The sequence below is a fragment of the Cupriavidus sp. LA-1 genome (assembly GCF_055385985.1).
This window is the reverse complement of record NZ_AP031389.1, coordinates 355093-378743: the sequence shown is the minus strand read 5'-3', so window position 1 is coordinate 378743 and position 23651 is coordinate 355093. Positions and strand designations below refer to the sequence as shown.

Annotated in this window: 25 protein-coding genes; 9 read left to right on the top strand and 16 right to left on the bottom strand. The window is 60.4% G+C overall.

Annotated features, from left to right (window positions below; all coding sequences use genetic code 11):
• Nucleotides 1-2: 2 nt before the first annotated feature.
• From ACZ5MJ_RS34080 to ACZ5MJ_RS34040, 9 genes are all read right to left on the bottom strand, one after another.
• Nucleotides 3-725, bottom strand: coding sequence for a PRTRC system protein B (locus ACZ5MJ_RS34080; protein ID WP_464226882.1), 723 nt, complete (start codon nucleotides 723-725; stop codon nucleotides 3-5).
• A 9-nt stretch (nucleotides 726-734) separates the two neighbouring features.
• Nucleotides 735-1877 (bottom strand): PRTRC system protein F, encoded by a 1143-nt coding sequence (locus ACZ5MJ_RS34075; protein ID WP_464226881.1) that lies wholly within the window; start codon nucleotides 1875-1877, stop codon nucleotides 735-737.
• Nucleotides 1878-1970: 93 nt separating this feature from the next.
• On the bottom strand, nucleotides 1971-2195 hold the full coding sequence (locus ACZ5MJ_RS34070) for a PRTRC system protein C (RefSeq protein WP_058698157.1): 225 nt from the start codon (nucleotides 2193-2195) through the stop codon (nucleotides 1971-1973).
• A gap of 11 nt (nucleotides 2196-2206) precedes the next feature.
• On the bottom strand, nucleotides 2207-2653 hold the full coding sequence (locus ACZ5MJ_RS34065; protein ID WP_464226880.1) for a PRTRC system protein E: 447 nt from the start codon (nucleotides 2651-2653) through the stop codon (nucleotides 2207-2209).
• 62 nt (nucleotides 2654-2715) lie between these two features.
• Nucleotides 2716-4383, bottom strand: coding sequence for a PRTRC system ParB family protein (locus ACZ5MJ_RS34060; protein WP_464226878.1), 1668 nt, complete (start codon nucleotides 4381-4383; stop codon nucleotides 2716-2718).
• A 377-nt stretch (nucleotides 4384-4760) separates the two neighbouring features.
• A complete protein-coding gene (locus ACZ5MJ_RS34055; protein ID WP_464226877.1) occupies nucleotides 4761-5078 on the bottom strand; it encodes a DUF5983 family protein in 318 nt (105 codons plus the stop codon).
• Nucleotides 5079-5651: 573 nt separating this feature from the next.
• Nucleotides 5652-5975, bottom strand: a complete 324-nt coding sequence (locus tag ACZ5MJ_RS34050; protein WP_123957989.1) for a hypothetical protein — start codon at nucleotides 5973-5975, stop codon at nucleotides 5652-5654.
• Between the two features lie 182 nt (nucleotides 5976-6157).
• Nucleotides 6158-7375: a Fic family protein gene (locus ACZ5MJ_RS34045; protein WP_078201828.1), complete on the bottom strand. Its 1218-nt coding sequence runs from the start codon at nucleotides 7373-7375 to the stop codon at nucleotides 6158-6160.
• Between the two features lie 908 nt (nucleotides 7376-8283).
• On the bottom strand, nucleotides 8284-8841 hold the full coding sequence (locus ACZ5MJ_RS34040; RefSeq protein ID WP_078201829.1) for a hypothetical protein: 558 nt from the start codon (nucleotides 8839-8841) through the stop codon (nucleotides 8284-8286).
• A 158-nt stretch (nucleotides 8842-8999) separates the two neighbouring features.
• Between ACZ5MJ_RS34040 and ACZ5MJ_RS34035 the strand changes: the two genes are divergently transcribed.
• The 6 genes from ACZ5MJ_RS34035 to ACZ5MJ_RS34010 all read left to right on the top strand — a co-directional run bounded on the left by ACZ5MJ_RS34035 (nucleotide 9000) and on the right by ACZ5MJ_RS34010 (nucleotide 11818).
• Nucleotides 9000-9467: a DNA translocase FtsK gene (locus ACZ5MJ_RS34035; protein ID WP_078201899.1), complete on the top strand. Its 468-nt coding sequence runs from the start codon at nucleotides 9000-9002 to the stop codon at nucleotides 9465-9467.
• Nucleotides 9468-9762: 295 nt separating this feature from the next.
• Complete coding sequence (locus ACZ5MJ_RS34030; protein WP_464227060.1) at nucleotides 9763-10065, top strand: hypothetical protein; 303 nt, start codon at nucleotides 9763-9765, stop codon at nucleotides 10063-10065.
• The gene (locus ACZ5MJ_RS34025) at nucleotides 10043-10279 is read left to right on the top strand and encodes a DNA methyltransferase (RefSeq protein WP_464227058.1); all 237 of its coding nucleotides are present in this window, start codon (nucleotides 10043-10045) and stop codon (nucleotides 10277-10279) included. Before ACZ5MJ_RS34030 ends, ACZ5MJ_RS34025 begins: the two co-directional genes overlap by 23 nt.
• A 2-nt stretch (nucleotides 10280-10281) precedes the next feature.
• Nucleotides 10282-10554 carry a hypothetical protein gene (locus ACZ5MJ_RS34020; protein ID WP_464226875.1) on the top strand — a complete coding sequence of 91 codons (273 nt, stop codon included), beginning with the start codon at nucleotides 10282-10284 and terminating at the stop codon, nucleotides 10552-10554.
• A 54-nt stretch (nucleotides 10555-10608) separates the two neighbouring features.
• A complete protein-coding gene (locus ACZ5MJ_RS34015) occupies nucleotides 10609-11199 on the top strand; it encodes a hypothetical protein (RefSeq protein ID WP_464226874.1) in 591 nt (196 codons plus the stop codon).
• A 265-nt stretch (nucleotides 11200-11464) separates the two neighbouring features.
• Nucleotides 11465-11818, top strand: a complete 354-nt coding sequence (locus ACZ5MJ_RS34010) for a DNA/RNA non-specific endonuclease (RefSeq protein WP_464226873.1) — start codon at nucleotides 11465-11467, stop codon at nucleotides 11816-11818.
• A gap of 646 nt (nucleotides 11819-12464) precedes the next feature.
• Here ACZ5MJ_RS34010 and ACZ5MJ_RS34005 read toward each other — a convergent pair.
• Nucleotides 12465-13646, bottom strand: a complete 1182-nt coding sequence (locus ACZ5MJ_RS34005) for an integrase domain-containing protein (protein WP_464226872.1) — start codon at nucleotides 13644-13646, stop codon at nucleotides 12465-12467.
• A gap of 1106 nt (nucleotides 13647-14752) precedes the next feature.
• Between ACZ5MJ_RS34005 and ACZ5MJ_RS34000 the strand changes: the two genes are divergently transcribed.
• Nucleotides 14753-15754 carry a PRTRC system protein D gene (locus tag ACZ5MJ_RS34000; protein WP_464226871.1) on the top strand — a complete coding sequence of 334 codons (1002 nt, stop codon included), beginning with the start codon at nucleotides 14753-14755 and terminating at the stop codon, nucleotides 15752-15754.
• Nucleotides 15755-16526: 772 nt separating this feature from the next.
• Here the strand turns inward: ACZ5MJ_RS34000 and ACZ5MJ_RS33995 are convergent.
• From ACZ5MJ_RS33995 to ACZ5MJ_RS33970, 6 genes are all read right to left on the bottom strand, one after another.
• Nucleotides 16527-16736, bottom strand: coding sequence for a hypothetical protein (locus ACZ5MJ_RS33995; RefSeq protein ID WP_464226870.1), 210 nt, complete (start codon nucleotides 16734-16736; stop codon nucleotides 16527-16529).
• A gap of 102 nt (nucleotides 16737-16838) precedes the next feature.
• Entirely contained in the window at nucleotides 16839-17915 is a 1077-nt protein-coding gene (locus ACZ5MJ_RS33990) for a primase-helicase zinc-binding domain-containing protein (protein WP_464226869.1), read from the bottom strand.
• Nucleotides 17916-18129: 214 nt separating this feature from the next.
• Nucleotides 18130-18699, bottom strand: coding sequence for a single-stranded DNA-binding protein (locus ACZ5MJ_RS33985; protein WP_464226868.1), 570 nt, complete (start codon nucleotides 18697-18699; stop codon nucleotides 18130-18132).
• A gap of 12 nt (nucleotides 18700-18711) precedes the next feature.
• A complete protein-coding gene (locus ACZ5MJ_RS33980; protein ID WP_464226866.1) occupies nucleotides 18712-19509 on the bottom strand; it encodes a hypothetical protein in 798 nt (265 codons plus the stop codon).
• A gap of 3 nt (nucleotides 19510-19512) precedes the next feature.
• Complete coding sequence (locus ACZ5MJ_RS33975; protein WP_464226865.1) at nucleotides 19513-19941, bottom strand: hypothetical protein; 429 nt, start codon at nucleotides 19939-19941, stop codon at nucleotides 19513-19515.
• 96 nt (nucleotides 19942-20037) lie between these two features.
• Nucleotides 20038-20343: a hypothetical protein gene (locus ACZ5MJ_RS33970; protein ID WP_464226863.1), complete on the bottom strand. Its 306-nt coding sequence runs from the start codon at nucleotides 20341-20343 to the stop codon at nucleotides 20038-20040.
• 595 nt (nucleotides 20344-20938) lie between these two features.
• Here ACZ5MJ_RS33970 and ACZ5MJ_RS33965 point away from each other — a divergent pair.
• Nucleotides 20939-22147, top strand: coding sequence for a hypothetical protein (locus tag ACZ5MJ_RS33965; RefSeq protein ID WP_464226862.1), 1209 nt, complete (start codon nucleotides 20939-20941; stop codon nucleotides 22145-22147).
• A 12-nt stretch (nucleotides 22148-22159) separates the two neighbouring features.
• Nucleotides 22160-23335 carry a FlhC family transcriptional regulator gene (locus ACZ5MJ_RS33960; protein WP_464226861.1) on the top strand — a complete coding sequence of 392 codons (1176 nt, stop codon included), beginning with the start codon at nucleotides 22160-22162 and terminating at the stop codon, nucleotides 23333-23335.
• Nucleotides 23336-23651 lie beyond the last annotated feature (316 nt).

The following is a 23651-nucleotide window of genomic DNA, read 5'->3' as shown; positions in this document are numbered from 1 at the left end:
GATCAATTGTCCAATTTGCCGGCGATCAGATCGGCCAGCGTACGTTTCATGGGGATGAGAACCTGGCTCGGGTAGTCCGGAAACTTCCCATCAAGCATGTCCTTCCAGAAGGCGTAGGCACCGCGCTTGTACTTCACGCGCTGGCCGCCGTGGTTGGGATGGGTGAATGCCGAGTTGAAGAACCCGGATTCCCATCGTGCAACGGACCCGACGTCGATCTGCTTTGGTACATGTGCGCTCCCAATGCAGATCTTCCCGTTGTCCCACGTGTTGAAGTAGGGCGGTTCGTAGAGCACCGTTGCCGGCACCGGCCGCTCCTCCCCGGGCAGTGCGAAGACACGGAACCCCGTGTGCGACGACTGGAAGACGAGGGCCGGATGCGGCACCACGGCGCTGCACTCGCCAAGCTCCTTGCAGTTGAAAAAGACGCGCCGACGGTCTGCCGGACACCACCACGTCACCGCGGCGGGGCTGATCGACAGCACATTGGGCGTCAGGAACTCGCCCTTTGGCAACGAGGCCTCGGCGACCTGGCGCACCGCTTGAATCAGCGCCAGCCGATTGAGCGGCGTGCCGGCCCCGATCACCGGGCGGCCGGTGTTTCCGTCCGGTTCGATTCGATGCGCGGTGGCATACGAAAAGTCTCCGAAAGCGCGGCCATAAAACAAAATGGCCCCTTGCAGGACCACGTCATACGACCGCGAAGTGGTCAGGATCTCGACCATGGGGCCCTCCTATGAAGAAATGTGTGTGAGCACGCGGTCAAGCGCGCCGATGATTTGCAGCATGTCCGCCAGATCGCGGAACTGCTGGCGGATCGCCGCGGCGTCGTCTGCAAGAGGAATGAAGCACTGGAACATCGTGGCGTCGCCAGCGTTGTTCAGGCATTCGTAGTGGTCGTCCAGGATCTCCGACACATAGTCACTGGGACGATAGGCGATGGTCGCGGCCGAATAGGCCGGCTCTGCCCACTGGGCGCCGGCGATGGCCGACCGCTCCCCCGCCCTCGCCAGCAGCATCCGAAGGTCGGCGAGCGCCGTACAAAGCTCGCCCAGCCACCCACTATGCAAGCGAGCCAGAGCGCGCAAGTTGCGCGGACCCAGCTCGCGCAGATGGGCGGAAGCTGCGTCGACTTGCGCATACCTTGGCAGGGTGTCGTCCGGTGCAAGCTCGGCGCGCACCACCGACGGCAGATAGCGCTCGATGTCGGCATCCTCGCCGCCGAAGTTCTCCTTGAGGAACTCCCGGGCGTTCTCGTCGTCGGCCAGGGTCGCGTCGTAATCCCAGTGCCAGCGGGCGAACTGGTCCAGCAGCATGTCAGGCGTACGAACGAACAGCGACTTGCCGCTCGCGGCATTGATCAGATTCATTGCCGTGAAGAGCAACGACGGGTGGGCCGCACGAATGGCTTGCGCCCGCGCTTCCCCGATCGCATACACCTCCTCGCCGGGCAGTTCGATGGCCAGGTAGAGCGGCGCTTCCAGCCCGTCTTCCCAGCCGAACTGCATGACCTGGTCCATGGCAGCGCCGCGATCGATTAATGTCACGCCGAACTGCAATCGCTGACACGCTGGGATTCGCTTCCCCAGCCATGCGAACATGGCCTGTGCGAAAGCATCCCCCGCACTGGTCGGATTCAACACATCACTGGCCCGTAGGATGCCGGCCGCAAACTGCGCCAGCACCAGATCTGTAACCTCTAACTCATCGCCATAGGTGAGGCGCGCAGTGGCTGGTACAGAGCCTGGAAGCTTCGGCAGTGTCAGAAAATCATGGGCAAGTCGACGTCCAGCAGTGGGATGCTTTCGGTGTGGCGTCCATGCGGGTTGCTGTCCCGGATGGATGTCAGGAACAAACGACCGAGGATCGAGCAACATTGTTGGGTCTCCTCAGAATGTAAAAATGCCGCCCTGCACGGCGGCTCCTTGTTGATGGAGGCAAACTGCCCCGTGGACAGTGCCTTCATGAGGTCAGATTTGCGCATGGGCGCCCTTGGCGCCGGCAGCGCGGACGAACGTGTAGCGCGCGACTTCCCCCTTGTGCTCCGGGCCATCCACCGCGGCGGTGGTCAGCTCGGGGTACTGGGCGGAATAGACGTCGCGCACCTGCTGGGGGGTGAACTGCGGACCGGGGTCCATCAGCGTCATGCCGTTATAGGAGAACTCGCGAGTGAGCTTCTTAACTTCGAGTGCCATGCCAGTCTCCTTTACAGCAGGGATGCGAGGTCGGTGCCGGCCGTCTTGGCCGCGCCTTCGTCAGCTTCCGCCGCTTCCTGCGCGCCAGCACTGCCTTCCGGCTTGTCGTCGTCATCGGTCCCCTCGGACGTTTCCGATGCCGTCGGCACCGCAGCCTTGGCCAGGGCCTTCGTGGCTTTGGTCGACTGCGAGTCCTTGGCCGCCTCCAGGATGGACCTGGTGGCCTCGACCTGCTCTGCCAGCGACTGACGCGCAGCGCTGACACCAGCAATCGCGGCGGCGAAACCTTCATCAAGCTCCGCCGGCGTCGCCGACAGCGCCAATGGCGTGCTCAGCGCAGCATCCGCAGCGTCCTTGACAACGGGCACGACAACGACAGACATTGTGTCGCCTTGCATGGTGAGCGTGACGACGACCTTGTCGCTCGCGCGAACGAGCGCAGCCAATTCAGTGAACATAGTGAATCCTTGGGAAATGAATGAGGCGGAGGACGCCCTGGCGCCTCCGATTGGAGAGAAGATTAGTAGCCGAGGACCTTGGGGACCTTGCCGGTGTAGTCGAAGCCGTCGACGGCCAGAAGGCCGGCAACAACTTCAGCCTTTGATTTGCCGAACAGCTTGGCAAAGCCGTCGCCCAGCACCTTGCGAATGCCGAGTTCGTCAGCCAGGACTTTCATCTCTGACTTCGTCAGCATCTCCAGGAAATCCTGCGATTTCTGCAGGTTCCAGTGGTTGCGCAGGTCGAGCTTGTGGTATCGGCACAGTTCCCGGAGGTTGTTCACCTCCATGCCGCCAATTGCCGCCACCGTCATGCCGATCGTCAATTGCTGGCGACGGCCCTCGTCCATGCCATGTACAGCCGTCAGGCAACCTTGCAGGGTCGAAGACGACTTCTGCTCGGTGAGCTTTTCGAAGAACTTTCCCATCACGTCGCCGCCAATATTGCGCGACAGACCGTTCATGGCGATTGCCAGCAGATACGCGTTGGCTTGCTCGGCACTCTGCGCGACTTCCTTGCGCAGCGCCTTGCGCCAGAGCTCGGTGCGGTACTGCTTCACCTTCTCCGACTCGCTGATCACCGTGGCCGGCTTCTCGGCAGCCGCGGACGACTTGTCGCCCTTCGTTGCCGCAGCCGTCTTGCCGGCGGTCTGCTTTACAGCAGGCGCCTTGGCCGCATCACGCTCCGCCTTGATTCGGGCCGCTACCTTCTTCTGGTTGCATGCCGTGTCGAAGCACTGGCCGCTGTAGAGCTTGCCCATGGAATCCGGCAGACCGCTGACCGCGGCACCGAAGTTCTGGCAGGCATGGCAAGCTTTGGCCTGTTCCTCACCGACCCCGGTTGGTCCATCCACCTTCAGCTGAATGCGGGTATGGTTGTCGCCGGACCGGATGATGCGCACGATCGGATACTCTTCCTTGAGCCCGTAGACGATGCCTTCGAGCTTGCGGTCGGTCTTCTCAGCGTAGCAGGCTTTGTTGGTGCAGTTGCCGGTAGCGATCGCCTCGCCAAACATCTCCGTTTGCAACGAGGAGTTGTGCGGGCACGTGGCGCAGTCGGTCTTGTCGAAGATGGCCACTTCCAGGCTGCACGCGGCCGCCTCGATGGTCTTCTTCAGCTCCGACACCGCCTTCTTCTCGCTGATGATGACGGGCAGGAGCTTGTCCTGCTTGTCCTTGGCGAGTGTAGCGAGCAACTCGGCGTGACCGAGTTGAATCTTGCGCTCATTCAGTGCCGCCTGAACATCCGGGCTGCAATTCATGAGAGCAAGGCGCTTATCCAGCGTCGCGCGGGACCAGCCCAGGAGCCTTGCGGCTTCATCGCGATCCCCTTTGCAGTGGCCGACGATCTTCGAGGCGGCAACAGCCTCTTCAGACGGCGACATGTTGGCGCGTTGAGCGTTCTCGATGAGCGCGGCGCGGTCGGCCTCGTCGTCAGTCATTACCTTGACGAGGGCGGGGATTACCCAGTCGATGCCGTGGGCCTCCACGGCACCGCGGTAGCGACGCTCGCCTGCGATGAGCTCGAACTCGAACTCGTCGTCTTCGATGGGGCGAAGCAGGACGGGCTGGTAGACACCGGAAGCCCGGATGGACTCGGTGAGTTCAGCCATTTCGACTGGATCGAAGTACATGCGCGGATTGCGGCCAGTACGGATCTTGCGAAGGGCAACAGCAGATGGATATTGCATTGTGGGTTCTCCGGAGAGCAATGGGGAACCCGTTGCCGCACCGGGAACATGGTTCCCGGTGGGATGGAATGGATGGACTGGCCCGGCTAAGCGGGAGGCCACCGTACTGCAGAAGCTGGCACCTTGTGGTGCGGGGTCGATGCGTCTGGGACGCGGAAAGTGATGCGAGGATAGCCAATATTGGCTTGCGTAGCAAGATCCCGCAAATTGGTTGCTGCCACGTGGCGGCCACAGACCAGGTTCGTATGGAAGGCGGCCTTGAGGAAAACGTAAGAATTTTGGTGACAGCTGGCGGCAGCTTGCCGCGCCTACATTGATTCTGCGCCTTACAGCACGAACTGAATCGGCACCTCAATTCTTACCATGGCGCGAAACGGCTACGACCACTCATACCGCGGCAAAACCTCTATCTCGTCGGCCCTCACATCGAAATGCAGCAACTTAATGCCAAGTGACATCGCGTATTGCATTACCTTCTCCAGGTCCTCTGGAATTGAATAGTGTCTAGCAGAAGGTGCGTAGACGTTAATGACCTCCACAAAATAGCTCGCAAAGTTGCTGGCCAAAACGGGATCTTGACCAAAGCAGCAAAAAGTCTCTTCCGATAGGTGGAAGGCGGAAAGCGTCAAGTAGTAGTCAACCGGCAATTTTTTCATTGTGATTCCCAATCGTAATTCAGCGGAAAGCGACGTCACGGTAGCGCTGCTCTCCAGCGACGAGCTTGAAATCGAACTCATCATCCCTCGATGGGGCGAAGTAGGATGGGTTGCTAGACACCGGAAGCCCGGATGGACTCGGTGAGTTCAGCCATTCCAACCGGATCAAAGTACGTGCGCGGATTGCGAGCCGTACGGATCTTGCGAAGGGCGAGAGCAGTTGGGAATAGCATTGTGGGTTCTCCGAACAGGAATGGGGAACCCATTGCCGCACCGGGAACGTGGTTCCCGGTGGAATGGAATGGATGGACTGGCCCGGCTAAGCGGGAGGCCACCGTACTGCAGAAGCTGGCACCTTGTGGTGCGGGGTCGATGCGTCTGGGACGCGGAAGGCGGAAAGAGAATATCCGAAGTCAGCCCTCCGGATCAATAGGCCCACGCAGCCCACCCGACCTGACGACCGTAGCAACGGATTGGCTCCTGCGGTTGTTCCAACAAAATGCCCTCCGGAAGGGAGGTCGGGGAGCAAGTCCGAGAGGGTCTCCGTAGCGGGGGCTGCTGAAACCAGCATGGGGCGAACAGCTTTTACTGTCGCCCAAAAGCTCGCCAATTTCATACGTCTTTCGCCTCATATTGACTCGGTCGAGCGGGTACGACCGAAGGCCCAGCCGCCGGCGCATGCTCCAGAAAGCCCCGAGCGAACTGCGGCTCGCCGCTGGCGCGCTTCACCAGCCTGACGAGCGCCTCGGTAAATCCGCACTCGAAACCAGAATGATTCGACGGCCGTCTCGCATGCGTACCCGTTTCTGCGAGGTCACAGGACGAGTGACAGCGGGACCGCGATTGCGCCTCGTAGCCTGATTGCCCGACCTGAACGCAGGACTCGTCGGAAGGAACGGGTCCGAATTCGATGGAAAGAAGAATGGGGGTGAACATGACGTTTCCTCGTGAAGTAGGGAAACGCCCCACCGGGGACTAGCCGTTAGCAAAAAGTGTTGAAAGCCCAAACGGGGCCGGTTTTCGTGACCGGCCCCGTCTGGTTGGCGAAATGGTACAGGGCCGAAGGCGTGATGATTTGGATCCCTTCCCGTTGTCGTCCCGGCCGCTTACTTGTTCGATCATTGCCGTGGCGGGGCCTGCACCTCCGTTCCGCTGTCCAGAATTCTCAGGAACTCGGTATACGCGAACACTCGCCCGCGTTGCTTCCCAGTGATTTCCTTCACGATCTCGAGGTTCTCCAGTGCCTCGAAAGCTTTGTTGACGGTCGGGGCGCTGAGTCCTGTCTTCTGCTGCGCTTGGGCGGCGTTGAGGAACGGGTGGGTCCGGAGCAATTCGTGGATCCGCAGCATGGAATTGGTCTGTTCGCCGCTCGCCGAAATGCGTTCCCTGTCGGCCTGGAAGAGGGCTACGATACGCATCGCACTTTCATGGGCGTTGTTGGCTGTTTCGGCGACGCCGCTGAGGAAGAACTCTGTCCAAGCTTCCCAGTCTCCGCGCAGCCTAACGTCTTGAAGCAGGCGGTAGTACTGCTCACGGTGCGTCTTCAGGTAGAGACTGAGGTACAACAGTGGTTCTTGGAGGACCTTCTTTTCAACTAGGAACAGGGCGATCAACAGGCGGCCGAGACGGCCATTGCCATCCAGAAACGGGTGGATCGATTCGAACTGCACGTGCAAAAATCCGGCCTTGATGAGAGGCGGGATCTGTGCGTAGTCGTCATGCAAGAAGCGTTCGAGATCGCTGAGGCACGTCTCCATCTCGTTGACCGGCGGCGGCACGTAATGGGCGTTCCCGGGCCGGGTCCCGCCGAGCCAGTTTTGCGAGCGTCGGAACTCGCCGGGATTCTTGGCTTCTCCTCGACCTTTCTGGAGGAGGCGCGAATGCATGTCCCGAATCAAACGCAGGCAAAGCGGAAGCCCTTTCGGATCTCGCAGGACGCCAAGTCCGTACATCATCGCATCGACGTAGTTCGAGACCTCGGTGATGTCGTCGAGCGGTTTCCCGGCAAGCGCAGCATTCTCGTACTGCAGGAGATCATCGAGGGTCGATTGCGTCCCTTCGATCTGTGATGACAGGACCGCTTCCTTGCGGACGTACATGTAGAGGAACAGCGCCTTGTCCGGGAGCAGCATCGCCACGCCGTCGAGACGGCCAATGGCCCTGTCCGCCTCGCTCAGTCGCTGGAGAAGGTGCGGGTTGAGCGTCAGCGGTGGCTCAGGCGGCAGCGGAGGCGGGACGTAGGCGTTTACCGTCTCGTCGAATGCCACGGTCGACACGTACCGGCCGATTCTCGGGTTCTGTGGTTCGGAGGCCGGGGCGGTGTCGTCTGATGGCATAGAGCTTCGATAGTTAAGGCCGCTTAACGAGCGTCGGGCGTTAATAAAAATATTTGATGAAAATTTTATTAAGGCTCGCCAAAGACGGCAGACCCTACATGGCTGTACCCTTGGCCGGCAAATTGTGCCTAAAGCACCTCACACAAGTTACCGTCTCGTCGAATGCCTCGGTCGACACGTACCGGCCGATTGTCGGTCCCTGTGTGGTGCGAAGGCCAGGGCGGTATCGTCTGATGGCATAGGGCTTCGATAGTTAAGGCCGCTTAACGAGCGTCGGGCGTTAATAAAAATATATAACGAAAATTTTACTAACACTTGTCGGAGACGGCAAGACCCTACATGGCCGTATCCCTTGGCCAGCCAAATTGTGCCGAAAGCACCTCACGCAAGGTGTTCCGGAGGCTCACTTCGAGTATGGAGGGCCGGCGTTAGCTTCTGGGAGACAGTCATGTCGTGTGCTTAACTCGCCACTCACGTTCAGCGGGTTACTTTCTCCGTCGTAGTACGCCTGCAGCTAGCCGTTAAGCCCAATCAGGGCCGGTCACGACTGGCCCAGTCTGTTTGGAGGGACGTAGCGCTCTCGATTTTGACCAGCTTGCCGATCTACTCCGGACGGTAGGCAGAATCCCATTCCACACCCGGCCGCAGTTCGCAGAGGATGCGATCGGCCGCTCAAGCATCGCCGATCGGCGGCGGATGCGGTTGAACCACGAGTCCACCGCATGCAGGCTCGCCTTGTTGTGCAGCCACGCCAAGTGATCGGGATCGTAGTCACCGAAATCCGTCAGCAGACAACTCGCCTTCTCCGGCTCAGCCATGCTCGGCAGCGGATGCAAAGGCTCCCAAAAATGGATGGCCGGTACGCCGGCAGGGTCGATGCGCTGAAAGCGCGGAGAATCAGTCGGATATTACTGCGAATTGCCGCCCGGGGATAAGACCCCAGCTGCCGCTTGACCTGTCGCGCGTCGCTGTCGGCTTGCCTCGCGCACGCGGTTCACCACATCCCACCGGCGCAGGTCACCCTCCTCCGGGTTCTCCAGGTTGGAGTGGTCAAGTACCGGCCCCTCGTCCCCGAACGGCTCATAATCAGCGGGCAGCTTGCCCTCTGCCTTCAGCTTGGCGGTCTGCATCTTCGACAGGCCGTGACTGGTTTCGCTGATGGCGACATAGTCCCATCGTGCGGGCACTGCGGCCTCAGAAAACCACGCCTCGCCCTCCCCCGGCTCGACCAACGCCACAACCTCGTAGATGCTGCCGGTCGGCGACGGCATCGCCCGAACCTCGAAGCGCAGCACTTCCCGCCTCGGGTACCAGAACGTCCGGTCGAGATAGCGCTTGAACGTGAAGGCATCAAGCATCGCGATCTCAGCATATTGCGGGTCGCCGGGCGGGATGAACTCGCGTTCGCTCCTGGGGCGCGTGCCGAGGGAAACCTCGCGAACGGCGGGGGGCTGGGATGATGACATGGGTTTTCCCGAAAAGGTGGCCCAAATTCTATAGCTTTCGGGCACAACTCGCGCCATGGGCGCCTTGAGAATGGTGTTTGGCGAATCTCGCCGGCCGGCGGCCTTGACTTCGCGATGGCGCCGGTATCTTGGTCATAGACATTCGATACCTTGCTGCCATGCGCTTTACACGCTTCGAACGCTTGCAGGCTGAACACGCAGCGATGGATGAAGAACTGTTCCATAGGGCAATGGAACTGGTCCACCAACACCGCGCCGCGTCGGTGGCGCTAATCCAGCGCCATCTGTGCATCGGTTGGCAGGCTGCGGAAGCACTGTTGGCCCGCATGGCCGCCGAAACGATGGCCGTTCGCAAGATGCAGAACGGCCTTTACCTCTACATCCACGGCCCTATCGGCGCGGAACTTGCGCGCCTGAACGGCTTTGCGCAGGAGGTGTTGGCCGCGCTTACCGAAGATTGCATCGACGCGGCCCACCTTCGGGCCTCTGCCATTCGCTATGGCCTGGCTGCGGAGACAACCGTCTCGGCTCGTTGCGGCGACCAGTGCGCCTGCGCGACGCTCTTCGAGTTCCCGGTCCGATGCTTCAGGGCAAGCGGGGCGGCACTGAGCTCTGGTGAGCCTTAGGCATCCACGACTTGAGCGAGATACAGGGGCTCATCGTCACCCCTATGCGTTGGTCCAACCCGGGCGAGCGGATTTGTATGTCCACACCCACGGCAGGTGAAGAAGAACCCGCGTTCGTCCAGCTGTGGGTCTGCCACGTTAAACATCACCGAGAGCCGGCACTTCGTGCAAGTCCACATGTTCACTCCTTACTTGACTTCTGGTCACGCGCGCTACGCTAGGTTCACGAAAATTCAGGCGGTTTACCAACGCCTTCACCATTCACGAAAGCCTGGCACGCAAGGAGGATTCGCCAATGCCGCTCGACAACACTGAGATCGTCTATCGCGCCGTCATTCAAGCCAATGACGCCGAGGCCGCGCTCGCCGCCACCAAATGTGAGCGCCGGGACATCGAGGGCGAATGTGGAGTCGCGCTACGCCCGGTGATGGCGTCTACCGAATCCAGCCCCAGTCCATTAGCGAGCCCACACTGGGCCGACTATCGGGAAATGTGCTCGAGCGGCGCCACCGGTGCCAGACACGCTGGCGTACAGGCAGGAAGCCGGAGCGCTCGGGTTGCCGCTTCCTGGCACCATGCAGCCGACGGCAATTCCTGAGTTCTTTGTCCGCTCTCGCACCGAAGCAGGCGACCTGGTCATCGATCCATTCGGCGGCACGGTTCGAACTGGCCTCGCCGCTGAACGTCTTGGCAGACGCTGGCTCGCCTCAAAATGGATTCTTCAATATATCCGCGGTGCCGCCGAACTGTCCCGAGAGGCCGACGGCTTCCACATCCACCCCGCCCTGCACTGGGCCAATCGACCAAGGTAGCAATGCAGCAGTTCGAAAACGACCAATCCGATTACCCGAAGCCTGAGACCGTACTAGCCATTCGCGGCGCAATCGCATCCGGCCGCCACGGCGGTCCGACGGGGCCTGAGGGTCACTGGCTCGACGAGTTCTGGCAGATCGGCCGGACGCTTCGCGACCACAGCGAAATGCTGCAGGGCTTCCAGGGCACGGCGCGCCGCGGCCTGCTTAGCACTTCGACGCGATACCTCGCCATCAACGAGCCGGTATTCGAACAGCCCGACGAGCGATCTTAACGGGCAGCCGGCCGGTGCAAGGCATAATTCCGTCTTTTCCACCCGGACCTTGCCATGCCAACCGGCCTGCTCAACTGCGCCCACTGCAATGGCGCCCCCCTCTTCATCGCCGGCCGTCTGCAGGCCGTCGTCGTCTGTGAGGAATGCGGTATTTCAACGTCGCCAGTCCGCCTGGAATCCACCGATACGGACACCGCTTTTGCGCAGTTGCACGCGATCTGGAACTCCCGGGTGGAACACCGGCCGGCAGACCAGCAGACGATTTCCATGCTCGCCCGGCGTGAGCTGACCTCTTCCGACATTCCTTATTTCCTGAACCTGCTCGCCTCGACTACTGGAGAATGGACAACGAACGGGCCGAAATTCGCCGCCATGGCCGCGTCGTTGGCGCAGCCTGGATTCCAGTTCAAGCATGTATCCCCGCCCGAAACCGTCCTGGAGGACGCCGGCCGGTACCGCAAACTCGTCCGCCGCTCGAAGGTCATCTATGTAGATGGCGCCCCCCTGGTCCGGTTCGATCACGTACCGGCCCTCGCCGCGGCAATCGCCGAGGAAGCGAAGGAAGACGATGAATGGCCATTCCCCATTCTTGAAGAGTTTGTCGCGCGGGCAGTAGACAGCTTGCCGGATAACGCCAAGCCTTGACTTCGCGCAGGCCGCGGCAAGCTGGAAGCTCCACAAGCCAGGATATTCCCATGCTGCGACCGCTCGCCTCCGCCCTCTCGATTTTCCTCTGCTTTACCCAAACTGCGGCCAGCGCAAAGGACTCACCGGCTCTGGCCTGTGCACACGTAATCGCGCAAGGGCGACCGCCAGCCATCACCAAGACCAGCCAGACGCGGCGGCTCTTGTGTTACCGCGCCTATGCCGTGATGCACTCCGCTCAGACCCGAACGGCGGCATCCCGCGAATGAGCGCGCCAGCCTGGCTGACTATGGGCGTGGCGCTGGGTTCGACCGTGGCGCCCAGCGGCGACTTTGGCGACAAGACGTCGCAGGCCGAGAGCTTCAGCCTGGCCAACGTGATCCCGCAACATCCATTCTCGAATCGCCGGACGTGGAGCCACATCGAGACGTCGACGCGAAGGCTGGTACGCAAAGTCGGCGCGGCCTATGTCGTCACCGGTCCGGCATTCATCCGCGACGCTGGCGCGCTGCGGGAGCGAATCCGCATCCCTAATTTCGTCTGGAAGGCCATTTATATGCCCGACATCGGTGCCGGGGGTACATCGCGCGCAATGATGCGACACCGGCATACAGTGTAGTGAGCATCGCAGAACTGGCTCACTTTTCCGGCGTGGATGCCTTCCCATCGCTGCTCAAGTCGATGCGAATGTCCCCGATGGACTTGCCACCGGCCGTGCCGCATCCGGGCGAGCGGCCAGCGCGGTGCGTTTCATTCGCCTGGCTGGCCAGTGCCGACTCGGCAATGACGGTGCCGGGCCCAGCTCCTTGTACAGGAGCTTGTCCGCGCGGCCGGCTCCATGGTCGCGCTGGCCGCAGCCTACGCACGATAATGCCCAACTCGCGCTCCACAGCGCACCGACCGCTACGAGCTTCGGTCTAACGGGATCGCAAGGACCGCCGTGAATACGAGTATGGATAGTACCAACCAACCCCAATCCAGATGACTTTGCTTGCTCAAAGACACCCACACCCCTGTAGCCAAATGGCAACAAAGCACAAGGATCTCTTCATATATTCACCCCACTGGCTGTTTTCGCGAGGCTGGATTAGACGATGTACCTCTCGCGGCAGCGCTTGATCGAGCCCTCGCCCGCGAGGATTTTGCTTGACGGAGCAACGCGACTTTTCGGTAAAAGCGACCCCTTTCCTGCGAGCTTTCTGGGAAAACAGTATGGGCATGCTCATGCCTTTGCGATCGAGCGTTTTCGGATGCGGGCTGGAAGGTCAGCCGACCAGCGCCGGATAGGGCCGACTTCCGTTCTCTTTCGCGAGAATTCGATAGAGCTTGGTCCTTGAAATCCCAAGCTGCCGCGCCGCCATTGCTTTGTTGCCATCGGCGGCCAAGATAGCGGCCTTTACCTCATTCAGAGTGGGTTCCTTCTTACCCAGGCTCAACTGGGTGGAATAGGTAGAAAGATAGGCATTCGCTTTGGTCGCCCGGCTGTGGCCAGCGGCCTCCACCACCTTGCGCATCGCTTCGCGGTGTGCCTCCACATCAACAACTCGCCCGCTCCCCTTCACAGCCGCCGGCTGGCCGCTCTCCCGCTTATACATCTGCTGCAGGTATTGGTGACGCAGGCCGTGCGCCGTCACACCGTCGCCGTCTTTGGTGATTCCATGCTTCTCCAGAACGGTATAGAAGCGTCGGCGCCACCGGTTCTGGGTGAAGGAAGCAGGCATCAGCGTGCCTCGCTCCGGATTCGTGGCGTATGCGAGTGTTGCCGCCTGCCCGAGCAACTCGTACTGCCAGCCGAACTCTATCGGGACCCGGCGGGCGCGTCCGCCTTTCGTGCCGTCATGCACAAGCAGCATCCCCGATGGCAGGACATCCAAAGTGGGCCGTAACCGCCAGCTTTCCTTTGCGCGCAGGCCAAAGCCGGCTTCCAGCTTGAGCTGCAGTGCGACATGGGCGTCCGTGACCGCGATCTCGGCGATCTTCGCCGCCGCATCAATGCCCTTGCCATCCCACGACCGGTCTTCGCGCGCGACATAGCTGCGCTCGTATCCGGCCGGTCGCTGCACATAGTCTTCGATTCGGCCGACCACATTGGTCTTCCCCATCCACGACGTCAGCGCCCGCAGGTGGGTGAGACGTAGCTCCACCGTTCCCACGTTCAGCTTGCGCTCCTCCACCCAATACTCGACCAGCCACCGGATGTGCTTTTGGCGAAGGCTATAGGGCGAGGTGACGGCCATACGACCGATGCTGCGCAGCTCCACGAACATGGCGAGCAGTGCCTGCACGCGCTGTCGCTGTGACATCTGCGACAGCGATCTGCCGCTGACTCGCGTCCCGCTATGCGGCAGGTGCAAGTGTTCCGCAGCCAGGACTGCGAACTCCGCCTTGAATCGCTCTGGCAGGTTGTATTGGTTAATGATGGGGCGCAGGTTGATAGTCTTGGTCATACAACGTTCTCGAACGTTTGCGCTTCGCGCGTGCGGCCACGAGCTGGTGTCCGCCACCGGACCTCGCAGCTCGCTGCTGGACAGCGCCGACCCCGATCCGGCTTTGTCCCCTCGGTGCTCCGGGGTACCACCCCCAGCTTTCCGGCCCACCCAGCCGGTCTTGCCACTACGTTCCTGTCCTTTAGCGATGCCAAACCGATCAGCCCTGAGCATGGAAGCAATGCGTCGTGACTGTCCGCAGTGCGGGCGCAGGCCTTGGCCTTGCACGCCGCTGCGCGGCCACCCTATCCGGTGCATCAATGGATGCCAGCCTGACGGCGCCAGGGATTTCGTCCTGGTGCAGCCGGCCGATGCCGTGATGAGTGATTACTTGTTGCGCCGTTCTGGTACCGGTAGCGCCCCCCGGGTCGATATTGCTCAGAAGCCTGCGTCCACCGTTCGTTCGGTACGCAAACAGCTCCCCGCCCCAAAGCCGGATCATGCCCGCCGCGGTGTGTCGGGCTTCGTGATCCGCGCCCAGCCAAGCGGCTGAAAGGGCGTCGGGCATTCGTGGAAATTCCACAGAGCACCTGTCCGGTGTCCGGCTTCGGAATTGTCCACACTGCGGTCTATTTTCACGAACAGACCGCCAATCGGCTTGGTATCGCGGTGTCCGGTGTCCTCACTATCCGACACGGTCCACTTGAATTGATTGAAAAAAATGCCGGTTCAATTTCCGGCGTGAACAACTGGCGATCGCAAGGCCCGGATGTCGGGGTTTTGCGTGCTGGATTTGCCGCGCAACTGGCGGCGAGGTCGATGCGTCGAGGACGCGGTAAGTGCTCGAAGCATATACCAGGCATGCGCCAAACGGCAACGTTTGCCACTGCAAAATCGCGAGCTTTCGGCGACTTGACTTCGATTTTCCGACGGTAGAGTGGGCTATGTCGATGTGCCATCTAATCCGACGTTCTCAAAGCAAGACCGACAAAGTCCGACCAAGTCCCAGATGCTCCCACTGACCTGAGACGAGTGAATGGGGCTCGGAGTTACAAAGTCCCACTTGCTCGGAGCACGAAGGACATTCGACACATGCCATCCACTTCAATAATCGCCAAGGAGCACAAATGAGAATCTCGACCGTCGCAATCGATGTTGGCTACGGCAACACCAAGTCCGCCTTTCCGCTTGGCTCGGACATCGCAACCAACATGTTCCCCTCCCTGGCACCCATTGCCGCGACGTCCTCTCTCACCGCGCATACCGGCGGCATCTTCCGGGCTCGAAACGTCGTGAATGTGGAGGTCGACGGTGCGCGATACGAGGTCGGACCCGATGTTTCGCTGAGCGCCGCTCATGTCCATACCGGTCGCTCCTTGTCTGAGGATTATGTAACGACACCCAACTACGCTGCCCTGCTCGCCGGCTCGCTACACTATGCCAATGCCATGGAAGTTGATCGGCTGGTCCTGGGCCTGCCGGTCCACAATACGCAGAAGTACGCTGCCTACCTCAAGGACCGTTTCACCGGCACCCATGACTTTGGCTGGGGCGACGTTCACATCAACAGCGTGCTCCCGCTGCCGCAGCCGCTGGGCACGCTGATTACGTACATCCAGCAGTACGGCAAGAAGTACGACCCTGAGAACGCATACCTGGTCATCGATGTCGGCTACTTCACGACCGATTGGGTGGTGGCGCGTGGCTACACCATGGACGACACCCGAAGCGGCGGGGTGCCTGGCGGCGCCGCGCGCATCTACCAACAGGTGGCAAGCCTCATCTCAGCTGACCGTGGGCATCCCACCGACAGCATCGAACGCATCGACAAGGCCATCCGCGACGCCAAGCCCATGGTGTTCTTCGGTCAGGATCTGGACGTTTCGCCCTACCTGGCAGAGGCCATGGCCGTCACCCATCAGCCGGTCAAGGAAATCCAGACACGCGTCGGCCGCACCGAAGATATCCGGGCAATCATCCTGACTGGAGGCGGCGCTCAGCTCTACGCCCCGACAATTCTTGCTGCCTTTCCGCACAACGTGATCCACATCATGGAGGCGCCCTGCTTCGCCAACGTTCGCGGCTTCTATACCATCGGGTCCGCACGGCAAGCAGCCAAAGCCGCCTGAGGACGCCCACCATGGACAAGCTCCAGATGACCGTGACGCTGTCCGCCGACTCGGTTCCTGATCTGCTCGCTTACTTGCGGCAGTTCCCGGGAGCTCGGGAGCGGGCATTCATGCTTAAGCTACTCGCGCAACGGGGGCTGCAGCTTGTGCTCAGCGCTGGTGCCGACACGCTGCTGCGTCCTCCCTCTGCTGCAACGACGCCGACCATTGCGGCACCAGTACCGCCACCACCGCTTCTGGCGCACCCCGAACCCTCAGGAGCGAGGGCGCCGGAGACCGCCGCACCATATGCTACGGTATCCGCGATCCTGCCGTCGCCGCCGGCTGCGCCAGGCCCGCGTGCTGCGGATCGGCCGCAGGTTGCCTCAGCCCACGCACAGGAGCGGCCGCGGGCTTCACCGACGCCCGTATCTGAGCCTACCGTGGCCGGTCCTGATCCGCTTGCGGGACTGGATCTCGGTGCGCTCAATGACGCCATGGCGCGATTCGGCTAAGCGAGAATCTGCGGCGCGCGGCGGCACTTGACACCGCCTCGTCACGTGGCAACCTAATAGCGTTCTGAGAGAACACGAGGATACCGAGCCATGTTTGAATACCTGTCCACGACTCAAAGCATTAATCGCTTCGTCTTCACTGTCCTGATTGGGTGGTGTCTTCTGGAGGCCGTCCTGGTCGTCTACAACGGCGTCAAAAACCGAAAGCGCGGCTAATTTCCGCAGACAAAAAAAGCCCAGCAAAAGTTTGCTGGGCTTTTTGATATTGGGATGGCCACTCAGTGAAGCGTCGGCGTCAAACAGTAATCAAGAGCGGAATCGAACGAGAACTTCCGGTCCAGGAAGGTTAAGCTTCCAGAAGGCTCGCGGCGGTACACATCGAAGAACTGGGCTTCCGATTGTCCGGCATGGACTTCGGTAGTTGCCATGGCGCGCATGGCATGGATGTGCAGCTTGTTGACGATTGCGGTGAAACCCTTTTGCGGCATTGCTTTTCTCCTCGGAGAGCCTGCCAAGGGGGACTCCTTCCCTGTGGGAAGGACCCACAGGGCAGAGGTTAGGTAAGGCGCCACCGGCTGGTGGCGAACTGATCAGGCGGTAACAGCCTGTTGAGACATCAGACGCAACTGGTACTCAGTGCGCCACTGATCGCAGAAGTCGGTTCCACGAAGCTTCGGTCGATGCATGACGGTGCGCAATCCTTCGGCGCGCAACCGCTTTTCCAACGCGAGCGCATCGGCCATGCCGGGCGACTTTCGGGTCTTCGGGTCGATTTTGTCGAAATCCGCGAAGATGTGGACCGTGTGGATGCCCAGGTCCGGCGGCACCACAAACCGACTCAGCAGCACGCGGTTGAGGCAATTCCATGCCGGCACACCGATGAGCATGTACGCCCCATATGCGTTCTCCAGCCCTTCCGCGACGCCAATTTCGCCATCGCGCGGTTGCATCAGACGCACTGCGCCTCCGGCAAGCGGCAACGCAGACACATCATTGCGCTTGGCAGGGAGGATCTCCCCGTCAGCAGTGACCACCGTCGCCTTGGCGGGCAGTATTGGGTCGAGCGACGTGCGATGCACCGTGGCCATGCGCCCATCTGGCAGTGTGAACTGCGCAATGATGGTCGGATAGCGGCCGACAAGCTGGCCTTCATACCAATAGTCCTGCACTGCCAGGCGCAAGGCCGTTGGCCGCGGCGCGCGCAGGCCGGGAACCCGGGCAGCAAGATAGCGCATGGCGTGGTCGCGAGGCACGAGCCCCGCGGCGGCCTCCCACTGCTTCGCAATACGCCGCATCTTGGTGGCGGGATCTTCTGCTTTCCCCCGGCGAGCTGAATTTGCCCTCGTAAAGGGGTGGTCGATCGGCACAGCCCGCTCGCCGTTCAAGTCCCGCCACAGTTTCGAGTAGGTCATGCCGGTGTAGCAACGCACGAGCTCGAGGCCGTCGCCGGCTTTCGGATTCCCTGCATTGCACTTCCGGCAGACCCAATCGCCGCGGCCGCGCTTGTTGTCATAGGTAAAGCGGTCATGGCCACCGCAGAGGGGGCAAGGACCAGGACGTCCTCGCCAGAAGTTGTCCGTCAGGACTTCCGCAGGCATGTATCGCCTCACCAGAGCGTCCCATTGAGCGGGCGTCCAGCTTTTCACGATATCACTCAGTTCTTTCATGGGATGGCTCCAGAAATGGAGGGTTGGTCGATGCCTGAGACAGGCGAAAGAACGCTTGCTCAAAAGACATCCCGGCCAAGGCCAGAAGGTCTTTTCAGCATGGCGTCTAGCTGAGGGGAGTATGGGGATTTGGCCGAGCGGCCGAGAAAGGCACCGCTGCTACCGGGCAAGCCGGTAGCAGGCAGTTCAAAGAGGTACTTCTTGGAGGAGCGCGTCAGTACATCGGCGCGCCATCGTTGCGGAAAGGAATGCCATCGAGCGCTGCAGGTCGCGCAAACGGAATCTCCTCGTCGTCGAATCCGCCGAAGCCACCCGACGGCGGTTGCGCAGGCTGCTGACGCGCTGCGGCCGAGCGTTGCGTTGGCGGAGCCGAGCGCTGCTCGCTCCCTCGACGCTGCTGCGAAGCCGCTCGCTCTGCGCCGGCATCGCCGTCGTCATCGTTGGCACCCGCGCGACCGCCGAGCATCTGCATTTGATCGGCGACGATCTCGGTACTGTACTTGTCCTGGCCGGACTGATCCTGCCACTTGCGCGTACGAATGCGGCCTTCGATGTAGACCGACGAACCCTTGCGCAGGTACTGACCAGCAACTTCTGCCAGCTTGCCGAAGAACGAAATGCGATGCCATTCGGTGGCGTCCCTCATTTCGCCGGACTGCTTGTCCTTGTAGCGATCAGTGGTGGCAATGCGGATGTTTGTCACCGCGTCGCCGCTGGGCATGTAACGAGTTTCAGGATCTGCTCCGAGGTTGCCGACGAGGATGACTTTGTTAACGGATGCCATGGTGCTTCCTATTTAATGAACGAGATTGATGTTCCAGACCCACCTGTCCCAGAGTTTCTGCTCTCCAGTCCTTGGGTCCTTAATGGGATCGCCAGTCTTCTTATCGAAGGCTGGCACCTTCTCCTTGCGCAGGCGTTTGACCGCAACACGCTCACCCAGCTTGCAACCGGCTTCTGCGAGAGCGTCCTTCAGACCTTCGCCCTGCAGGGTCCTCTCGCCGGCACCCGTGTACAGCTTGACGGCAAACGACGTGTAGGTACGAGACCCACCAGACTTACGGTTGGGGAACTCCATTTCGCCCCACTCGATGAGCTTGCCCACGGTGTAGGCGGAAGAGGAGCCCTTTTCAGAGGAGGCGCTTCCGCCCCCTTCACGCTCGCCGTCTTCGCGTTTGCTGCGGGATGGCTGGGCGCCTTCCTGGCAGCGCATTGGCTGAAAGCGGCGCCCTGCTCCTGGCGCGTCAGTACTAGTCGGCAAGTCCGGCGTGAGTTCGCGCTGGGCTTGAATGACGTCAGCAGCGACCTTCTCCAGCGCCTCGCCTGGATGCACGCGGACCTGTTTCCAACGAGGGATCACCTCCGGCAGCAGCTTGTCGCCATACGGCGTGATTTGCAGCCGATGATGAAAGACCCCAACGAAGTGGATCACGCGATCGCCTTCGTCCCGAAGCAGATGAGGGATGCCGTGAACATAGAACTGCCGCTCGTTGGCGGCGCCAGTTCCAACCGGGATCGTGCTGGTAGAGGATTCCCGTCTCGGTTCAGCATTCAGAGCAGTGGCCACACGCCTGATGAGATTGAGCCAAGTCATGGTCTAAAGAAGGGAGCCACAGCACAAACGTCGGACCGCATCGAGGTCGCCACGCAGCCTGGCATGATTAAGAATCACGTCTTGCAGGGTCTCAGGGTCGACCCCGGATACGCCGCAGACGTAGCTGTATGGCAACGCGCCATTCCAGTAGCCAAAGATCCAGCCGAGCGTCATGGAGTATTCCTCCACGTCGAGAGGCCGATTGCGCATGCGGGCACGCAACATCTCGGCACAGTCGATAAGGGACTCCGGCATGCTGTCGCCGCGCCGGCTATCGCAGGCGAGGCTGATGAGAGCGTCGACCATCTTCTCGCGCACCGCCTCGCTCCAGAGAGAGGGGTCGGGCAACGGATCGAGCTTGGGAGGGGGCACTACGATGGCGGCCGCCTCACCGAAGAAGTCGAGCTGCCATCCCGCTGTTGTCGTTTCCATGATGGTCTCCGTACAGGCACCCGAAGACCCACCAGCCGGCGGGTAACGGGTACTCGCGACAGGTGGAAAGCGCCGCCTCAGAGAGGCGGCAACGGATCAGGAACGGTCGTACGTTCCCGTTCGACGAAGCGGCGTCACCACAGCCGAGCGCTCATAAGGTTGCTCGGGCTCTGCCATCTGCTGCGCGTCGTGCTCCGATTTGGATTGGATATCCGGCATCGAAACCTTCGGCGCTGCGGGCACGGCCTTGTTCCAGGCCATGGCCCGGTGGTACAGGTACGACAGCCCAACGACGGTAACAAAGGCACCGACGATGAACGATTGCGATGCCATGTAGATCACCATGCAGAGCATGAAGAATTGGAACGGTCGCTTGATGAGGTTCGTGACAAAGGATTCCATGTTTTCTCTCCAGAAACGTGACAAGGGATTTCCTGACGGATGCCAGGCGATGGTTCGATGCTCCGAGGGAGCAAGGAATCTCTGGAGGAACAGCTGCGCTTCAACGCGCTTGCGGCATGCAGTAGCGCATGGCGAAAGCACGCTGGCGTGGGCGGAGGACTATGAGATTGAGCGCTGCCGCCATTCGGCGCGCGCTAGGTCGATGCGTCTGAACGCAGGTTTCTCACGATCCTAAGGGAGCGGATCAGAGAAGGTAGGCAGAAAGCTGACTAAAACATGCCGGCTTTCCGGAAATGCCGCATGAGCAAGCTCATGGTTTGAGGCTCGCACCATGAATTAAGTGCTGCTTATTTCTGTCTTTCCCGTGACTAATATCGACCCCTGACCTTAGGGGTAACCGCTAAATTCCGGGCCAGACGGTACCGATAAGTGAAGCATAAGTAACCAGCTTTTTACCTCGTCCGGCAAAAGCCACCCCTAAAAGAATAGCTTTTGCTGACCAAAAGGCGCTGCACGTTCCGTACTCTCCATCAGGACTTGACAACGCTTCTGGGTCGAAACGCTGGTTGTCAGGTTCCTTTCGAATGAGCGAAACATGCCGCAGAAAAAAATCAAAACAGAAGACCTTCCTGCCGTGCGGGCAGACATCGTGAATTTCCCTGTGCAACCTGAGGTCTCCCGAGCGGAGATGGCCTTACGCAATGCGCTGGGGACCGTCCCAGTCAACGAGGACGCATTCAGCCGTCTTCTCCAATGTGTCCGAAACATCCAGCGCTCGAAGGACAAGATCTCTCGTCTGCTTCAGGACCTTGGGGCGGATCTTCAGCTAATGCATGAATCAACGACGGAAATCGTTGCTTCTGAGTATGGCGACACCCGAGCGGCGCGGTCACGCGCGCGCGAGATGTTCTTCGCCATCGCTGAGGATGCACTGGACCTCACTCGTAGCCAGGCACAGCTATATCTGAGTCTTTACCATCGCTTTCTTCAGCACAATGGCGCGCTTTCGAAGCTCAATATCGGTGAGCTCATGGTTCTCCGCCGGCGTGACTACACGTCGGAGGAGATCGATGCGGTCATTGATTTCAAGGAGAACGACCCGGCCTACCATCGCAAGGACATTCGCAAGTTCGTCGAGCGGCTTCGTAAGCAGGAGGAGGAGGTTATCGACGTCCAAACCAAGTTGGACATCGCGACGGCGGAGCTTGCAAACACGGTTTCCGAGAATGCCGACAAGGATTTTGAGATTCGGCGCCTCAACGCTGAGCTCGCCCGATTGGCGTCAGAACGCGACGCGGACCGGGAAGCCCTGAGTCATGTACGGGAGGAGATGACCCGGCAAAACTTGAGCTACAGCGCCATCCGGATGCAGATCGATGATCTGGAGCGCGAGAAGCGAGAGCTGCAGGAACGCATGGCGTTTTCGAAGGCCAATACCCGTCCGGAAACCGTTGAAGTGCAAGTCGTTCCGCCCGGCTACGCCTCACTGGAAGACTCCCTTGCCGCCAAGAATGACGAACTCTCCGCGGCAAAGGCAGAGCTGGCCGATATCCAGGCGCGGCGTCAGCAGATTGAGCACGAAATCGCAGAACGCTCCTCCGTCCTGGATAAGCGTGCGCGCGCCCGTGATGAACTCGCCAAACTGGTGACGGAATTCGAGCAAGTCCTTTCGACATTCGCGTCGGCGCAGCTCACCGTACAGATGGCCGGAGACATTTCCGAGCTCCGCCCGACCTTGACGGTGCTCGACAGCATCGTCTCCCGCCTCCAAGCCGACATTCGCTCGGCCCTGAATGCCCGATGAGAGCAAAGAGATATGCAACAGCACTCCCCCACCGCCGAGTTTGAGCGCTTGCAACTCACCCGGATGACATGCGATCGGATTCGGTCGGCAAACTATCACCTCACCGATCACCTTGCGGAACTGCTCGGCGCGCACCCTGAGCTTGAGCAGATGCTGCATATTGGGAAAGGTGCCGTCGACAAGGTCCGTAAGGCTGAGGCCACCCAACGCGATTTGATGGGCACTCCGTTCCTCGTTGTCGTGCCGACGCTCTCCGAGGTACAGGACTGGCGTTGTTTGGCTGAAAACACAACGACCACGCTGGCCGTCGACACACTGCGTTCCCAGTTACCTGGCTGGACCAACGACGACAAGCTTCGCTTGTTCTACAACAATCGCCATTACATATGGCTGATGGTAGAGCTGCTCCACGTCAGCATTCTGGCCGCCCCTCTTCTCGGAATCACCAAGGAGCTAGCTGAGTATCTGCGTTCACTTCCCCAGCACGTCCTTGACATGGCCATTGCGCGGGTCGACTTCCCTATTTTCCGTTGGCGCCTGCATAGCAAGACCTTCTGGATCGACTTCGACTCCAATCGTCTGGGTCCAGATTCGAATGGGCATCACTTCCTGACCTCCGCTCCGCTGCGCGCCGATCGCTTGGCTACGAAGAACAGCTGGACGAACCTCCGTTTGGAGCCATTCCAAAAGAAGGTCTACAGTGAAATGATGGTGCGAAGCCACTGCAGGGCCTCGACTATCACATCGCTGCTGGGCATTACCTCCGCACGTACCCGCAAGCTGTTCCAGCAGATCCACGGAAAGTCCTCGCCGTCGGGTCAGCTACCAACGTCGACCGCCTGGTACTTCGAGCACCCGACCCATCGACTTCAGGCGACGATCATCGTCTCGCTGTATCGCATCGCATTGGCGTTCGGTGCCAATGTCCCGGAGGCATTCATCGCGGCCTACGATCTCTTCGACAAATTTTTCGGGGCTGCGTCCAAGGTCTCAGCCGATCGGGCATGTCACATTTGCCGAACCATGTCCACCGATGCGCAACTGGAATTGGCTCCCTGCAGGGTATGTCGGACACCCTATCTCATCGCAAACGCGGCGCCCCGTATTGAACTCAGCCACGCATTCTCCTGCCCCGGATGCAGCGGACTACTGGGAAGTCCGAATGGCGCGGCGCGCCGGCGCAAATAAATCAAAGAGCACTGAACGTTAATGAATACTGCAATCCTATTTTTTCTCGTCTTTGTGGTGCCACCGGTCCTGGCATACAAGCTCGCCCGACGGTGGGGAAGGAGCGGATGGAAGTGGGCGCTCGTCTGCTTCTGCACGCACTACATCGGTCTGATCCTACTGTATCTGCTTACGTCGAGGGCCACCCCTTCGCTTCGGCAGTATCGCGAGAAGCATCCTGAATGCGCAACGACGAACGGCATGAGCTTCGCCTATTGCAGGTCGTGCAGCATTCGTTTGTGGCGGCACCAAGCGCAGATGTCAGTACAGCAGCACC

Bases quoted from the DNA above. Each gene is read 5' to 3' on its own strand.
- ACZ5MJ_RS34080 (WP_464226882.1), bottom strand. From the start codon at position 725: ATGGTCGAGATCCTGACCACTTCGCGGTCGTATGACGTGGTCCTGCAA.
- ACZ5MJ_RS34075 (WP_464226881.1), bottom strand. From the start codon at position 1,877: ATGTTGCTCGATCCTCGGTCGTTTGTTCCTGACATCCATCCGGGACAG.
- ACZ5MJ_RS34070 (WP_058698157.1), bottom strand. From the start codon at position 2,195: ATGGCACTCGAAGTTAAGAAGCTCACTCGCGAGTTCTCCTATAACGGC.
- ACZ5MJ_RS34065 (WP_464226880.1), bottom strand. From the start codon at position 2,653: ATGTTCACTGAATTGGCTGCGCTCGTTCGCGCGAGCGACAAGGTCGTC.
- ACZ5MJ_RS34060 (WP_464226878.1), bottom strand. From the start codon at position 4,383: ATGCAATATCCATCTGCTGTTGCCCTTCGCAAGATCCGTACTGGCCGC.
- ACZ5MJ_RS34050 (WP_123957989.1), bottom strand. From the start codon at position 5,975: ATGTTCACCCCCATTCTTCTTTCCATCGAATTCGGACCCGTTCCTTCC.
- ACZ5MJ_RS34045 (WP_078201828.1), bottom strand. From the start codon at position 7,375: ATGCCATCAGACGACACCGCCCCGGCCTCCGAACCACAGAACCCGAGA.
- ACZ5MJ_RS34040 (WP_078201829.1), bottom strand. From the start codon at position 8,841: ATGTCATCATCCCAGCCCCCCGCCGTTCGCGAGGTTTCCCTCGGCACG.
- ACZ5MJ_RS34035 (WP_078201899.1), top strand. From the start codon at position 9,000: ATGCGCTTTACACGCTTCGAACGCTTGCAGGCTGAACACGCAGCGATG.
- ACZ5MJ_RS34030 (WP_464227060.1), top strand. From the start codon at position 9,763: ATGCCGCTCGACAACACTGAGATCGTCTATCGCGCCGTCATTCAAGCC.
- ACZ5MJ_RS34025 (WP_464227058.1), top strand. From the start codon at position 10,043: ATGCAGCCGACGGCAATTCCTGAGTTCTTTGTCCGCTCTCGCACCGAA.
- ACZ5MJ_RS34020 (WP_464226875.1), top strand. From the start codon at position 10,282: ATGCAGCAGTTCGAAAACGACCAATCCGATTACCCGAAGCCTGAGACC.
- ACZ5MJ_RS34015 (WP_464226874.1), top strand. From the start codon at position 10,609: ATGCCAACCGGCCTGCTCAACTGCGCCCACTGCAATGGCGCCCCCCTC.
- ACZ5MJ_RS34010 (WP_464226873.1), top strand. From the start codon at position 11,465: ATGAGCGCGCCAGCCTGGCTGACTATGGGCGTGGCGCTGGGTTCGACC.
- ACZ5MJ_RS34005 (WP_464226872.1), bottom strand. From the start codon at position 13,646: ATGACCAAGACTATCAACCTGCGCCCCATCATTAACCAATACAACCTG.
- ACZ5MJ_RS34000 (WP_464226871.1), top strand. From the start codon at position 14,753: ATGAGAATCTCGACCGTCGCAATCGATGTTGGCTACGGCAACACCAAG.
- ACZ5MJ_RS33995 (WP_464226870.1), bottom strand. From the start codon at position 16,736: ATGCCGCAAAAGGGTTTCACCGCAATCGTCAACAAGCTGCACATCCAT.
- ACZ5MJ_RS33990 (WP_464226869.1), bottom strand. From the start codon at position 17,915: ATGAAAGAACTGAGTGATATCGTGAAAAGCTGGACGCCCGCTCAATGG.
- ACZ5MJ_RS33985 (WP_464226868.1), bottom strand. From the start codon at position 18,699: ATGGCATCCGTTAACAAAGTCATCCTCGTCGGCAACCTCGGAGCAGAT.
- ACZ5MJ_RS33980 (WP_464226866.1), bottom strand. From the start codon at position 19,509: ATGACTTGGCTCAATCTCATCAGGCGTGTGGCCACTGCTCTGAATGCT.
- ACZ5MJ_RS33975 (WP_464226865.1), bottom strand. From the start codon at position 19,941: ATGGAAACGACAACAGCGGGATGGCAGCTCGACTTCTTCGGTGAGGCG.
- ACZ5MJ_RS33970 (WP_464226863.1), bottom strand. From the start codon at position 20,343: ATGGAATCCTTTGTCACGAACCTCATCAAGCGACCGTTCCAATTCTTC.
- ACZ5MJ_RS33965 (WP_464226862.1), top strand. From the start codon at position 20,939: ATGCCGCAGAAAAAAATCAAAACAGAAGACCTTCCTGCCGTGCGGGCA.
- ACZ5MJ_RS33960 (WP_464226861.1), top strand. From the start codon at position 22,160: ATGCAACAGCACTCCCCCACCGCCGAGTTTGAGCGCTTGCAACTCACC.